Origin of the sequence: Epilithonimonas sp. (assembly GCF_032054305.1) — a bacterium.
Lineage (GTDB): Bacteria > Bacteroidota > Bacteroidia > Flavobacteriales > Weeksellaceae > Epilithonimonas.
The window spans coordinates 249,935-263,975 of record NZ_DAMBSX010000001.1 but is presented as its reverse complement, the minus strand read 5'-3'; the positions used below and the strand labels follow the sequence as shown (position 1 = coordinate 263,975).

19 protein-coding genes are annotated in these 14,041 nt (G+C 33.5%); 11 read left to right on the top strand and 8 right to left on the bottom strand.

Annotated features, from left to right (window positions below; all coding sequences use genetic code 11):
- Positions 1–77: 77 nt before the first annotated feature.
- Complete coding sequence (murI, locus tag RTX21_RS01335) at positions 78–908, top strand: glutamate racemase (RefSeq protein ID WP_312764867.1); 831 nt, start codon at positions 78–80, stop codon at positions 906–908.
- 134 nt (positions 909–1,042) lie between these two features.
- Here the strand turns inward: murI and RTX21_RS01330 are convergent, their stop codons facing one another.
- Positions 1,043–1,939 (bottom strand): LysR family transcriptional regulator, encoded by an 897-nt coding sequence (locus tag RTX21_RS01330; RefSeq protein ID WP_312764865.1) that lies wholly within the window; start codon positions 1,937–1,939, stop codon positions 1,043–1,045.
- Between the two features lie 101 nt (positions 1,940–2,040).
- Between RTX21_RS01330 and RTX21_RS01325 the strand changes: the two genes are divergently transcribed.
- Complete coding sequence (locus RTX21_RS01325; protein ID WP_312764864.1) at positions 2,041–2,658, top strand: NAD(P)H-dependent oxidoreductase; 618 nt, start codon at positions 2,041–2,043, stop codon at positions 2,656–2,658.
- A 10-nt stretch (positions 2,659–2,668) separates the two neighbouring features.
- Positions 2,669–2,956, top strand: coding sequence for a putative quinol monooxygenase (locus RTX21_RS01320; RefSeq protein ID WP_312764863.1), 288 nt, complete (start codon positions 2,669–2,671; stop codon positions 2,954–2,956).
- A gap of 33 nt (positions 2,957–2,989) precedes the next feature.
- Here the strand turns inward: RTX21_RS01320 and abc-f are convergent, their stop codons facing one another.
- Positions 2,990–4,576, bottom strand: coding sequence for a ribosomal protection-like ABC-F family protein (gene abc-f, locus RTX21_RS01315; RefSeq protein WP_312764861.1), 1,587 nt, complete (start codon positions 4,574–4,576; stop codon positions 2,990–2,992).
- 162 nt (positions 4,577–4,738) lie between these two features.
- Entirely contained in the window at positions 4,739–5,341 is a 603-nt protein-coding gene (locus RTX21_RS01310; RefSeq protein WP_312764859.1) for a nitroreductase family protein, read from the bottom strand.
- A gap of 80 nt (positions 5,342–5,421) precedes the next feature.
- Here RTX21_RS01310 and RTX21_RS01305 point away from each other — a divergent pair, with 80 nt between their 5' ends.
- Positions 5,422–5,772, top strand: a complete 351-nt coding sequence (locus RTX21_RS01305; protein WP_312419218.1) for a helix-turn-helix domain-containing protein — start codon at positions 5,422–5,424, stop codon at positions 5,770–5,772.
- Between the two features lies 1 nt (position 5,773).
- On the opposite strand, the gene RTX21_RS01300 is transcribed toward RTX21_RS01305, so the two are convergent.
- Genes RTX21_RS01300 through RTX21_RS01285 form a run of 4 tightly spaced genes read right to left on the bottom strand, consistent with a single transcriptional unit; the run spans position 5,774 to position 7,963 of the window.
- On the bottom strand, positions 5,774–6,220 hold the full coding sequence (locus RTX21_RS01300) for a glucosaminidase domain-containing protein (protein WP_312764858.1): 447 nt from the start codon (positions 6,218–6,220) through the stop codon (positions 5,774–5,776).
- Positions 6,221–6,233: 13 nt separating this feature from the next.
- A complete protein-coding gene (locus tag RTX21_RS01295) occupies positions 6,234–6,800 on the bottom strand; it encodes an RsmD family RNA methyltransferase (RefSeq protein ID WP_312764857.1) in 567 nt (188 codons plus the stop codon).
- A gap of 4 nt (positions 6,801–6,804) precedes the next feature.
- On the bottom strand, positions 6,805–7,245 hold the full coding sequence (locus tag RTX21_RS01290) for a GNAT family N-acetyltransferase (protein ID WP_312764855.1): 441 nt from the start codon (positions 7,243–7,245) through the stop codon (positions 6,805–6,807).
- Position 7,246: 1 nt separating this feature from the next.
- Positions 7,247–7,963: a DUF3822 family protein gene (locus tag RTX21_RS01285; RefSeq protein ID WP_312764853.1), complete on the bottom strand. Its 717-nt coding sequence runs from the start codon at positions 7,961–7,963 to the stop codon at positions 7,247–7,249.
- 145 nt (positions 7,964–8,108) lie between these two features.
- Between RTX21_RS01285 and RTX21_RS01280 the strand changes: the two genes are divergently transcribed.
- The 7 genes from RTX21_RS01280 (at position 8,109) to RTX21_RS01250 (ending at position 13,114) form a co-directional block, all read left to right on the top strand.
- Complete coding sequence (locus RTX21_RS01280; RefSeq protein WP_312764852.1) at positions 8,109–9,278, top strand: thioredoxin fold domain-containing protein; 1,170 nt, start codon at positions 8,109–8,111, stop codon at positions 9,276–9,278.
- Positions 9,278–9,901, top strand: coding sequence for a DUF3575 domain-containing protein (locus RTX21_RS01275; RefSeq protein WP_312764851.1), 624 nt, complete (start codon positions 9,278–9,280; stop codon positions 9,899–9,901). The genes RTX21_RS01280 and RTX21_RS01275 overlap by 1 nt, the downstream gene beginning before the upstream one ends.
- A gap of 2 nt (positions 9,902–9,903) precedes the next feature.
- A complete protein-coding gene (locus RTX21_RS01270) occupies positions 9,904–10,104 on the top strand; it encodes a hypothetical protein (RefSeq protein ID WP_312764849.1) in 201 nt (66 codons plus the stop codon).
- Positions 10,105–10,124: 20 nt separating this feature from the next.
- Positions 10,125–10,889 (top strand): UDP-2,3-diacylglucosamine diphosphatase, encoded by a 765-nt coding sequence (locus tag RTX21_RS01265; protein WP_312764848.1) that lies wholly within the window; start codon positions 10,125–10,127, stop codon positions 10,887–10,889.
- 21 nt (positions 10,890–10,910) lie between these two features.
- Positions 10,911–11,894: an acyl transferase gene (locus RTX21_RS01260; RefSeq protein WP_312764847.1), complete on the top strand. Its 984-nt coding sequence runs from the start codon at positions 10,911–10,913 to the stop codon at positions 11,892–11,894.
- A 69-nt stretch (positions 11,895–11,963) separates the two neighbouring features.
- On the top strand, positions 11,964–12,557 hold the full coding sequence (locus tag RTX21_RS01255; protein ID WP_312764845.1) for a DUF5715 family protein: 594 nt from the start codon (positions 11,964–11,966) through the stop codon (positions 12,555–12,557).
- Positions 12,558–12,568: 11 nt separating this feature from the next.
- On the top strand, positions 12,569–13,114 hold the full coding sequence (locus RTX21_RS01250) for a hypothetical protein (RefSeq protein WP_312764844.1): 546 nt from the start codon (positions 12,569–12,571) through the stop codon (positions 13,112–13,114).
- A 53-nt stretch (positions 13,115–13,167) separates the two neighbouring features.
- On the opposite strand, the gene aqpZ is transcribed toward RTX21_RS01250, so the two are convergent.
- Positions 13,168–13,881, bottom strand: coding sequence for an aquaporin Z (gene aqpZ, locus RTX21_RS01245; RefSeq protein WP_312764843.1), 714 nt, complete (start codon positions 13,879–13,881; stop codon positions 13,168–13,170).
- Positions 13,882–14,041: the final 160 nt, after the last annotated feature.

Sequence of the window (14,041 nt, the reverse complement as noted above, 5' to 3'; positions counted from 1 at the left end):
GCGAACTTAAAAACATTGTAATGGTCAAAAAAACTTTGCGTACTTTGCGTTCAAAATAACAGATAAAAGATTATCTCTTGAAAAAGAAAAAAGCCGACTACACCCATCTTTCAGCCAATCAGCCAATCGGGATTTTTGATTCCGGCGTTGGTGGATTGACGGTTGCGAAAGAAATTAAAAGATTGTTGCCCAACGAAGATTTGATTTATTTTGGCGACACCAAACATCTTCCGTACGGCGAAAAATCCCGTGAGGCCATTGTTGGTTATTCCACAAAAATTACGAAGTTCTTATTAGAGAAAAATTGCAAAGCAATTGTCATTGCCTGCAATTCAGCGACAGCCAATGCACTTCACGAAGTTCAGGAATTGGTGGCGGAAAAAGTGCCTGTGATTGATGTCATCAATCCGGTTGCTGAAAAAGTCTCGTATGAGATTCACAATAATGTTGGCGTGATTGCAACGAAAGCAACGGTGAATTCAGGACTTTATAAAAAATCGATTCGTAAGCATAATAAGTTCATCAAAGTTGATGAATTGGCAACGCCACTTCTGGTTCCGGCAATTGAAGAAGGTTTTAAAAATCATCCGATTACGCATTCTATTATTTATAATTATCTAAGCAACAGTAAATTGAAAAACATTGAGACCTTGATTCTTGGTTGTACCCATTATCCATTGTTGATAGACGAAATCAAACAATATTACGGAAACCGGGTTCGCGTCATCGATTCTCCAAACATCGTTGCCAATCAGTTGAAAATGATTTTGGATAAACACAATCTTTTGAACGAGGAAAATCATCAATCTACCTACCAATTTTTCTTGTCAGATATTACCAAAAACTTCGAAAAGATCTCTAAAAAATTCTTCGGGAAATCAATTGATTTGGAACTGAAAGTTCTTTAACAAAATTATTAAAATCCTTCGACTCCGCTCAGGATGACATTCCTAATAATATTCCGATTAACATTGTCAGGCTGAGCGGAGTCGAAGCCTTTCATAAATCTAAATATAGTTTTTGTGCCTTTTGTGGTTTTAAACTAAAAATTCTCGTTTCGGAAAATGTCTTTGATTCTGTCAATCTCATTTTGTACGTTGTTTTTTACACGTTCGCCGAAATAAAGTGTGTTTTCAATTTTATTATTGCCTTCCCAAGTAATATCGATTCCACCGTTTGCAATTTCTTTTTTGCAAAGAAAATCCGGAACAACAGAAAATCCGGAATTACCACTTAAACAACGGACAATCGAACAAATATTCGGAACAATATAATTTGGTTTAAAATCCGGATGTCTATTAAAATTCGCTTTCCAGAAATTATTCAGATGTTCCATATCCGCTGCTGTGCTATACCAAATTTGTTGTTTCAGCCAGTTTTCTGCTTCTTCGATTTTATTCTTTTTAATTAAATTTTTGAATTCTGAAGTGTCGGTTCCAGTTCCATTAATCAAGACTATTTTCTCTTTAGAAAAATTATCAAAAGCCAAATTTTTCAGATTGGTTTTTCTTGGTGTGATAATCAAATCCAAAACGCCATTATCCAAATCCGAAAACATCTGTTCATACAATCCAAACCTGATAATCACATTGAAATCAAAATTCGGAATATGCTTTTCCAATGTGAACTGAAACGTTTCAAAACACATTCCGATGCTCACAGTCGGGCGTTCGGTTTTTGTAGTTTTATGAAAAGTTTGCTCGGCTGTTTCCAATTTTATAAGCGGTTCCAAAGTGAAATTATAAAGAATCTTTGCTTTCTCTGTTGGAATTAGTTTCTTTGAAATCCTTTCGAACAAAGAATAGCCAACATAAGCTTCCAGCGAGCTAATATGAAGGCTTACGCCTGGCTGGGAAATGTACAATTCCCGTGCAGCTTTTGTAAAAGACTGAGTTTCATAAACACTTTTAAAGGTTCGAAGCCATTCTAGATTTATCATTTATTATCATAATTATAATGCAAATATATAATTTATATTATTTTTATAATTGATTTTTCTGTCGGAACTTTGCATCATTAAATTATTAAATAAAAAAATCAATGAAAATATTTATAATCAACGGTGGACAAAAATTCGCACATTCCGGCGGAAGTTTTAATAATACAATTACAAAATGGACAAAAGAAACGCTTGATAAGCAAGGCTTTGAAATCAAAATAACTAATATTAATGATGATTTTAACCCAGTTGATGAAGCAGAAAATTTTAAATGGGCGGATGTTGTGGTTTATCATTTTCCCGTTTGGTGGTTCCAGGTTCCGAATCGTTTGAAATTTTATATTGATGAAGTTTTTACAGCTGGTCACAATAACGGAATCTATAAAAGTGACGGACGTTCCAGAGTTAACCCAGCCATCAATTACGGAACCGGCGGTTTGATGCACGGCAAGCATTATTTCGTAACCACGAGCTGGAATGCACCGGAAACTGCTTTCACTTTGGAAGGTGAATTTTTCAATCAGCATTCTGTTGATGAAGGCGTTTTATTTGGTTTTCACAGGATGAATGCTTTTACAGGAATGAAAAGTTTGGGAAGTTTCCATTTTCACGATATGGAAAAAGCAGCAACGCCGGAAAGAATTGATAACTACGAAAAGGAATATAAAGATTATCTGAAAAATGCATTTCAGAATGTCAAATCAGAAGTTTTAAACTAAAAAAATAAAAATGTCTATCTATTTAACAGCAATTTTAAAAGCAAAAACAGAATCCATTCAGGATTTGAAAGCACTTCTCAATCATATGGTCCTTAATACAAAAAAAGAAGAAGCTTGCGAAAAATATGATTTGCAGCAAGGTTTGGAAGACGAAACTGTTTTCATTTTTCACGAGATTTGGAAAAGCAAAGAAGGTTTGGATGCTCATAATCAACAGTCTTATATCAAAGAGTTTGTTGAAAAAGTGCCTGATTTATTGGAAAAACCAGCAGAGATTTATCTGGCGAAATTAGTTTAAAATAGAAACGCCTCGATTAGTCGAGGCGTTTTTTTATAACGAAATAGTTTTATTGATATTAATATCTTCCAAAAATCGATTATCGTGTGAAACTACAATCAAAGTTCCCTCGTAATCATTGATTGCTGATGTCAGAATCTCAATATTCTGGATGTCCAGATTATTGGTAGGCTCATCCAAAATTATCATATCTGGCGAAATATTCTGAATGGAAAGACAGCAGAGCAGGAGTTTCATCTTTTCGCCACCACTCAGGAATTCACATTTTTTGTCCCAATCATTTTTCCAGAAAAGAAACCTTGCTAAAATAGTTTTGACCTCGTGTTCTTCAAGATTTTTGATGTTAAATTGCTGAGCTTGTTCATACACCGAAAGTTCATTTTTAATCAAAGAATATTCTTGGTCGATATAAATGGTTTTGGTTTCTGATAAATAAATATTTCCCGACGATGGTTGAGTTTCTCCTAAAATCAGTTTTATCAACGTTGTTTTTCCAGAGCCATTATCGCCTTTTATTGCAATTCTTTCTCCATTTAAAATTTGAAAATCGAGATTGTCTTTCCAAAGATTTTCTTGATGATAAGAGAAATTGATTTGTTCGGCTTTGACCAAAATTTTCCCTTTATGAAGATGAGAATTATCGAAATTAATTTTCATTTTATCGATTCCGGAAAGGTTGTCTTTCAAGTTGTGGAGATTTTCTCTGATATTATCAATTTTTTCCGAATGAACAGATTTCAGTTTTGAGGTGCTGTTTTCGGCTTTGTTGCGAAGCGTGTTCATCATAATTCTGGAAACCCCTGATTTTTCCTGCTTTCCTTTTCCTCGAGAATCTAATTTATTTTGCCTTTCAATCGTTTCGCGTTCTTTTTCTTTAGCTTTTTTCAGTTCTTTTTCTCGATTTTGAATATTCTGTTCAAGTGCATTTTGTTCGATTTTTTTCTGCTCAGAATAGAAATCGTAATTACCGCCATAAACCGAAATTCCATTTTTGCTGAGTTCACAGGTTTTAGTCAAAAGATTCAACAAAACTCTGTCGTGACTTACAATTAAAAGACTTTTCGATGTTGATTTGATATACTCATAAAGCAAATTCCTACTTGCTAAATCCAGATGATTCGTAGGTTCATCCATTAGAATCAAATCCGGCTGATGAATCATCATTCCAGCTAGAAATAATTTGGTTTTTTGTCCGCCACTCAGATTTTCTAATTTCAGATTCAAATCAAAATCCGTAAGATTCCAATATGTGAAAGCTTCTTTGATTCTGTCCTCAATTGTCCAATCGTCATTCAGAATTTCCATATTTTCTTCGGTAACAGAACCTTTTAGAATTTCTTTTAGAGCATTCAGTTTTTTATCAAAGTTTAAAGCTTCAGCAATACTCAAATGATTGTACTGACCAAAAATCTGTGGAATGTAATAGATGTTAGAATCTGATTTTACAGTTCCTAATTTTGCTTGTAATTCGCCTGCAATTATTTTGAACAAAGTCGATTTTCCGGAACCATTATTTCCGATTAAAGCTATTTTTTCCTGAGAATTGAGTGTAAAGTTGATGTCCGAAAAGAGAACATCTTTATTGGGATGTTGATAAGATATAACTTGTAAAATTAACATAATTTCTTTTTTAAGATGAACAATAGCAGACGAGATTGTCCGCAGAAGATTGCCTGAAAAGAAACTGTATTTTACATTATAATCTTTAGAATTTTATTTCTGCAAAGTTAGAAATTATTTTTAAAATCAAAAAAAGCCTTGAATTTTCAAGACTTTTTATCATCAAATCACATTCAGAATCTCTTCAAAATTCAATCTAGATTTGGCTTTGAGTCTTGGTTGATTGAAATCATTTTCGTCTCGCACACCAATGGCGACTGCGAACAACGTTGTGTATTTTTCATTATTTAGAATGGCGTCGTATTTTGCGATTTCAATGCCTTCCATTGGTGTAGAATCGATTTCCATTTGTGCACAAGCGCTCAGCAAAACGCCCAATGCAAGATAAACCTGATGCGACATCCAGCTTTTTGTATAATCTTCGCCGTGCGGTTTTATCATTTTGTTGTAATATTCTATAGAACCTTCGGGTAAATTTCCCTCAATTTGCTTTTCAAAATCTTCAACATTTTTCAAAACCTGAAAAACGACTAAAAGCTTACTATCATTGATTTTTTCTTTGTTGAAATAAGAAGCTTCAGCAAATTCCGATTTAGCACTTGAATCTTCCACAAAAGTAAATTTCCACGGCTGACTGTTGATTGATGAAGGACTCAGGTGTAGAATCGATTTCAATTGTTCTTTAATTTCGTTATCAAGTTTTCCTTCAGAATTATACTTTTTTACAGTATATCTTTTCTGCATTTTGGTAAGAAATGTTTCCATAATTTTGTACTATCAATTTTATAGTTGCAAAAATAAGTAGTGTTTCTTAACTTTGCAATAACGGTCAATAATGATAGTATATGTTTTTAATCGATAATAAGAAATTTCCTTGCGGAACAAGCGTTACAATGCGTTTCATAGGAGGAAAATGGAAAGCAGTCATTCTCATTCATCTTGCTATGGGAACGAAACGATATAATGAAATCCGGAAAGAAATCCCGACAATCACGGAAAGAACCTTGAGTCTGCAGTTGAAACAACTGGAAGATGACGGAATTATCGAGCGGAAAGTTTATACGCAAAAACCACCGCTAATGGTAGAATATTCTTTGACGGAATTTGGAAAAACTTTGATTCCTGTTTTGCGTTCGATTTGTGATTGGGGAAATGAAGCGATAAAAGATTCGGATAAGATTTTGGTTCAGGATTAATTTACAAACCAATTTTTTTCATAACGAGATTCAGTTTTTGCTTCCATTCCGCAGGTTTTGTAGAATATCCGGAGGAAGCAATAGCGACAAACCATTCGTTATGATTTTGTGAGCCTTTTAGTTTTTCATAGAATTTCCTTTTTGAAACCCATTCGCAAAAGGCACGATAAGAAGCTTTGGAATCATGGAAGCTTTTAAATCTGGAACTGTTGATGTTGTTTTTTCCGGTCATTCCAAAATGGTTGTTCAGCACTTTACAAGCTGAACTTGTACCGCCGCCGGTTTCCATATAAGCAATCGAAAGAATAACAGTTGTAGGAATCCCAAATTCCTGAGAAAGTTCTGTAGCAAAAGGTTTGTATTGATTGATGTAAGAATTCTGTGCAGAGATTTTTAAACTGAAAAACAGAATGAAAATCATTAATAATCTGATGTGGAAATTCTTCATATTGTAGTCAATTTTATTCAGAAATTGGTTCGCTTTGGAAGAAAGAAAAACTCACATTCCCATATTTTCTGGTGTCTTTCAGATTCGGATGAGAGAATTTTAATCTGCTCTGATGTTCCAAAATGAAAACACCGTTTGGTTTTAGCAATTCGTTATTCAGAATCAAATCAATCATTTCGTGGTATTTCTTTTCTTCAGTTTCGAAAGGTGCATCAGCGAAAATGATTTCGTATTTTTTTTCGTGATTTCTCTTTCTTTTCAACCAGTCAAAAACATCCGCTCTCTGGATATTGACCTGTAATCCCATATCCAATTCATTCGCTGTAGAATTTATAAATCCGGCATGTTTTGGGTTGAGTTCCACAGCCGTGATGTCTTTGCAATCGCGCGATGCAAACTCCAAAGTAATCGAGCCAATGCCTGCAAACAAGTCCAAAACCGAGCAAAACTCAAGGTCATATTTGTTATCAATAATGCTGAATAAAGCTTCTTTTGCAAAGTCGGTTGTTGGTCTTACATCGAAATTTTTTGGCGCCGCGATTTTCTTGGCTTTCCATTTTCCGGATATGATTCTGAACATTTTTTTATTTTTTAAGTTTCATTTTGAGAATCGGATAAGGTTTTCCCATATCGTCTTTCTCGATTCTGTCAAAAGTTTCGAATCCCATTTTCTCATAGAATTCTGTCGCCTTTGGATTTTGCTCATTGACATCAACATAATTAATGTCAAAATTTGAAAATGCAAAATCGATTAATTGTTTGCCTAATCCTTTTCCGATGTAATCCGGATTAAGAAAAAGCATTTCTATTTTTTCCGAATGGATGCCGATAAAACCTACAATTTTTTCATTTTCTTCCAAACAGAAAACATCAAGGTCTTTGAAATCAAAGTTCTGTAGAATCTTTTTGTATTCTTCAAAATCGGATTCCAGCAAAAAATGATGTGTTGCTTTTACGGATTTTTCCCAGACAGAGAGGATTTCAGTTTTGTGAGAATCTTTGTATTGAACAATATTGAAGCTCATTTTAATTCAGAACAAAATTTTTCTTGTGAAGATTATCAAAAACGATTTTCAAATTGGGAACAAACTTCTGCATTTCCGAAATAAAAGTTTCATTTTCAGTCGTTTCGCCATAAATATAAAAATGAGTTTCAGAAATTCCGAAATCGATTTTACTCAGGGTAAACATAATGAAATAAAGAAAATCCACTTCCGAAGCAGCATCCAGATTGTTATAAAGAACCACTTTTTTATTTTCAATCGCAAAAAATTCTGCTTGCTGATGATAAAGATTCACGTGGATTTCTTTTCGGTTTTTCACATTCAAAGAATTTAGGAACTTTTCGCCAGAAAAATTAAAATGTGTTGGAACTTCCAATTGCTTTATTTTCTGATAAAAATCTTTCGGAAAACTGTAATAAAACTGAATTCCAAATTTCTTGTTTACAGACAACATCAATTCCTCAGAATCTCTCTTGACATCAGCGTTATAAGAAATCAGATCATATCCCAAATCGTGCTGGTCAAAACCTTCTTCAACGATTGAAAAATGATTGATTGCAGAAATCACAGAGATTCCAGAAAACTTTTCCGAAGCCAAAACTTCATTCAGTTTTTCCTCAACCAGATTTTCCGGTGTTTCTTCATCTTTCAGAAAGATTTTTTCCTCCAGAACTTTTCTGGACTTAGAAATCTGCCATTGCAAACCGTCTTTCGTAAAAAGTAAGGATAATTTCCTCATATTTTTTTGTTCTGATGTTTATTTGTTTTCAGTAAAAGCTAAAAACTGAGATTTGCAAAGTTAAAAAATTAAAACTTTACTATTTCACTCTCGGTCAATTCTTATATTATGGTTATCTTCGCAGTTAATTCGATTTATTCTAAGGATGAACAAAATATCAATTTTACTTATATTATTCGTTTTTCAGTTGAGTTTTTCTCAGCAGTCCATTAAGTTTGAAGATTCAGATTTTGCAACAATTTTGTCAAAAGCAAAAGCGGAAAAGAAATTGGTTTTTCTGGATGCTTATGCAGCTTGGTGTGGACCATGTAAATTAATGGAGAAAAACGTTTTCACAGACAAAAACGTTGCAGACTATTATAACAAAAACTTTATCAATGCCCATTTTGATATGGAAAAAGGTGAAGGACCAAGTCTTGCCGCAAAATATGGAATCAGAAGTTATCCAACGTTATTGTTCCTAAACGGGGAAGGCGAAATAGTTGGTAAAGAATTAGGTTATATTAAAACAGAAGAATTTCTGGAATTAGGGAAAAAGAATAACAATCCGAGTTTGATCAATACAAACCTGAAAGATGAGTTTCTAAAAGGAAAATTAGACCAAGCTGGCTTACTAAATTTCATCAATCTTTATGCAAGTAAAGACCCTGTTTTAGCAAAACAAGCATCAGAAAAATATTTTGCAAACAAAAAAGATAAGACATTTTCAGGTGAAGAAGTTAATGCCCTTTTGAATTTCACACAATCTGTTGATGATAAAAATTACAAAGTTTTCGTAGCCAACAAGGCAGGAATTTCAGAACTATTAACTGATAAAAATTACACACAGTTTGATAATTATCTTAAGCTGATGAAACTGGTTACTTCTGCAACTGATGAAAAAACAAAAACGATTGACGATGCAAAAATTCTGAAAGAAGGAGAAGCTCTGTTTCCAAAAGATGAATTGGCTAAAAGCCTTAATCTTTACAAACTGAATTATTATTCGGCTCACGATAATTTTCCTGCTTATGAGAAAACCGCCCTAGAATATTATAAAAACTCAGATGAGTTCAATAACAATGAATTGTTGGCAGCAGCAAGCACAATTGGTGAAAAATCTACAGATATCAAATCATTACAAGCCGCAGCACGTTGGGCTGAGAAAGTTGTAATGTCACAAGAAAGCTTTGATTCTACAAGTATTTTGGCCACTTTGTACGATAAATTAGGTAAGAAAGAAGAGGCTAAAATGTTTGCTGGAATGGCTGCCAACTTTGCGAAAGAAGAGAACAAAGATGCCACAAGAATGAATGAAATTCTGAACAAAAAATAATGATGAAGAAACTTTTTTTACTGAGTTTTATTAGCATTGTCATTTTTACTTTTGCACAAAAAAATGAAACTTACATCAAAGCCAACGCTTTGTTTATTCCTGTAGGCATGCTGAATGTCGGAGTTGAACACGGATTTACAGAACATATTACCGGACAGGCAGATCTATTTGTTTCTCCTTGGAAATCTTTTGCAGGAAAGCATGCTCAGGTTTATATGTTGGGCTTCAATGGGAGATATTATTTTAATGAAGCTTTCAAGAAATTTTATGTCGGTGTTGACTTTTCATTAGCAAGATTCAATATACAGAAATGGGGCTATTGGAATGATAACTTCTACGTTCATAAAAACGGAGAGGTAACGCCTTATATCAATTCGAATCTTTATCAAAGGGGTTATTGTTTTATGCTAGGGGGAATTGCTGGTTATCAATTCAAACTGAATGACAAATTAAATATGGACATTTACCTTGGACTTGGGACAATGCAAAGTTTCTACAAAGGTTATGATAAGCTGAGTGGTGACCGTTATGATACAGATGGCGATTCTATGGGAAGGGAGACCAACAGAAGTGGAGAATGGCTTCCGTACAAAGGCGGGATAATGATATCGTATAAACTATAATTATGAACGCAAGGATCAAATATTTGCTGATAGGTATTATTACTTTCATCATCATTTTTCTGATGAACTATATTGGTAATGATTCGCCCGACAAGTTATCAAGGGCTTTATTAACGGCTACTTGTTCTGTCATTGGCTTAGGAATTGGCCTGTGGATCTACAGCAAAAGAGACCAAAATGATGATCGCAATCATTTTGATTAAATATTAAATTTAAAGGCTTTATGCAAATCGATTTAATACAAGGAAAAAAAATATATTTCGCTTCTGACCAACATTTCGGAGTTCCTGATCTACAACAAAGCAGGATTCGGGAAGAAAAATTTATCCGTTGGCTTGACATGATCAAAAAAGATGCGCAAGTTCTTTTTTTGATGGGCGATCTTTTTGATTTTTGGCATGAATGGAAATATGTTGTTCCAAAAGGATATATCAGAGTTTTAGGAAAAATTGCTGAACTTAAAGATTCGGGAATCGATATTTATTTCTTTGTTGGAAATCATGATTTATGGATGAAAAATTACTTCGAAGTAGAACTGGGAATTCCTGTTTTCTTTGAAAAAAGATATTACGAGATCAACGATAAAAAATTCCTTTTAGCTCATGGCGATGGTCTTGGACCTGGTGACAAAGGCTACAAGAGAATGAAGAAAGTCTTTACCAATCCTTTGGCTCAATGGGCTTTCCGCTGGCTACATCCTGATATTGCTATGAGAATCGCCAATTATATGTCTCAGAAAAATAAATTGATTTCCGGGGACGAGGACAAAGAATTTTTGGGAGAAGACAAAGAGTTTCTTATACAATATTCCAAAGAAAAACTGAAAACTGAGCATATCGATTATTTCGTTTTTGGACATCGTCATCTTCCTTTGATTTTTGATTTGGAAAAAGGCGCAAAATATATCAACCTTGGTGACTGGATTGTCTATTTCACTTATGGTGTTTACGATGGTAAATCTTTTGAAGTGAATAAATTTGAGGGTTAAATTTCAAAATTAAGATGAATAATGAAGCAGAATATTTTTGACATAAAAACAGAAGAGGATTTCCAGGCAGCTTGTCTGGAGACTTTTACTTACCAATATGAGAATGTAGAAGTTTACAGAAAATTTGTTGATTATTTGAACATCAATCCTTCATCCATTAATCAAGTTTCTGATATCCCTTTTTTGCCGATAGAAATGTTCAAAAATCATTTGGTTTTAGATAAAAACTCTACTGCTGAAAATTATTTTCAAAGTTCCGGAACTACGCAGATGAACCGTTCCAAACATTATATCGCAGATTTTTCTCTTTATGAAGAGAGTATTTACAGAAGTTTCGAACAGTTTATTGGGAAACCTGAAGACTATATTTTTTTGGGATTATTACCCAATTATTCAGAAAATCCACATTCGTCATTGATTTATATGATTGATTTTCTGATAAAGAAATCAAACAAACCAGAAAACGGCTATTTTCTTTATAACCATCAGGAATTATTTGATTTGCTTCAAACTTTGACAGATAAAAAAGTCATACTTTTCGGAGTGTCTTTTGCATTGCTGGATTTTCTTGATTTTTGCAACTCAAACTCCCAAACGCTTAAATTCTCCAACTCCCTCACTGTGATAGAAACCGGCGGAATGAAAGGTAGAAAAGAAGAAATGACAAAAGATGAATTGCTGAAAATCTTTCAAAATGGTTTTAAAACCGATAAAATTTATTCAGAATATTCTATGACCGAATTGCTTTCTCAAGCTTATTCCTTGGGTGAAAATATCTATAAAAGCCCCAACTGGATGAGAATCCATATCAGAAATACAGAAGACCCTTTTTCTTATATTGAAGATGGGAAAACTGGCGCAATTAATGTCATAGATCTTGCAAACAGACATTCCTGCTCATTCATTGCCACTCAAGATCTGGGCAATGTTCGGGATGATACGTTTCAGGTTTTGGGAAGAATCGATCATTCTGATATTCGTGGTTGCAGTCTTTTGGTTTCTTAAATTTGTATTTCATTTATAATTAATTATATTTGAAAAAACACAAATTTAATTTATCTAATATTATCCTTAATGAGATTTTTATTTTTGGTTTTTCTGTTGTTTTTTTCTTTTTCCAAATCCCAGAAATGTTACGATTTGAAAACAGTGCTGAAAGTAGAACCGACTGAACTCTATAAACCTCATTTATTGGCCTCGCAAAATTTTGGTGTCAATATTTTAGAAAATACAAAATTAGTCGATAAGTATATTACCAAAGGAAAATTCGTTAAAGTAAAGAAAAAATCCAGAGGTTATAGGCTACAGGCTTTGGAATACAGCCGACCTTATTTGGTTAAAAAAGCGAGAACGACTTTGGAAAGAGTGGCCAATGATTTCGCTGCTAATACCAAAAGCTTCTTTGTCGTTTCATCGGTTACCAGAACTTTGGAGGATCAGTGCAGATTACGAAAAGTTAATTCCAATGCTTCTTTGGGAATCAGTTCTCACAATTATGGAGCAGCATTCGATATTTCTTATGTTCGTTTTGATCATAAACTGAAGGTGAATACAAAATTGGAAAAAGAACTCGAAAAGGTTTTGCAGCAATACAAAAATTTAGGTAAAATATTTTACATCAAAGAAAAGCAGCAAAGCTGCTATCACATTACAGTTCGGAATTACTAAAGATAAAATTGATGTTAAAAATAGAAGAATTGGTTCACGCTTTTGTCACTACCAATTGTGATTTCGATAAAGAAATTGTCTTGACCAATTTTTTCCATTCTGATTGGGAAGCTGATATTCTATTGATCAATGATTCTGGTTTTAGTCATGAAATTGAAATCAAATTATCAAAATCAGATTTCAAAAATGATTTCAAAAAATTCTATACTAATCAAACAACGGGAGAAAAGTTTCTAAAACACGATAAAATTGGTTGTGGTGATTATATCTGTAATTCATTTAGTTTTTTGTTGCCAATGGGAATGATTGACCATAATGAAATTCCAGAACACTGTGGTATTATCGAATTTTATCACGATGAAGATCAATGGGAAACAAAATTTTATAAAATCCGTGAATCAAAAGTCATCCACGAAGATTCTTATTGGAAATTATGTGACAAAGATCAATTTATGAGGAATATGGCTCGAAGTCTTCTATTCAAAAAGTTTGAATTGAAAGGCAAAAAAGAAGAACTGATTTTCAAAAATTACTTCGAAATTAAAAACAAAAAATAAATCCTGCCAAAAATATTGACAGGATTATTTGATCTATTATTAATGAAATTTAATTAAGCCGCTTCTTTTTTCTCAATCAATAGATTATAAACAAAAGAGGCAAAGACGCCACCTAAAACAGGAGCTAAAATAAATAACCAAATTTGTTCCAGTGCAGCTCCTTTAGCAAAAATCGCCGGCCCAATACTTCTTGCAGGATTCACTGATACGCCTGTGATTTTAATACCAACAATGTGAATCAAAACCAAAGAAAGTCCGATTGCCAAACCAGCAAAACCACCGTGAATATTTTTGGTTGAGGTTGACCCAAGAATAACAAGTAAGAAAATAAAAGTGAACACAAACTCCGCAACAAAAGCCGCCAAAGTGTTATACTCATCAAGATAGCCTGTTCCCCAACCATTGGATCCTAAAGCCCAAGGACCTAACTCAGCACCAGGATGATTAGTGAAAATGACATAAAGAATTCCTGCACCGACAATCGCTCCGATTACCTGAGCAACGATGTAATACAAAGCTTCTCCTAATTTCATTCTACCTGCTGCAACCATTGCAATAGAAATTGCAGGATTAATATGACAGCCGGAAATATGACCAATTGCATAAGCCATTGCGACCACACTCAAACCAAAAGCAAAAGAAATTCCTAAAAGTCCAACGCCTGTTGTTCCATCAGCGCCAGCAATCACTGCACTTCCGCAGCCCATTAATACAAGAACCATTGTGCCAATCATTTCGGCAACAAATTTTGAAGTTGTTGATACCATTTGTTAAGTTTTTTATAGTTTATTAAAACAAATCTAATATTTTTCTTGATTGATTGAGAAAAAAAGTTGTAGATATTTATCGACTGACAAAATTTCCAATTTTTTTACATTTTTATAATGGTTTATTTTTTGTGCTAAACATTCTTATAAATTTTAGAAT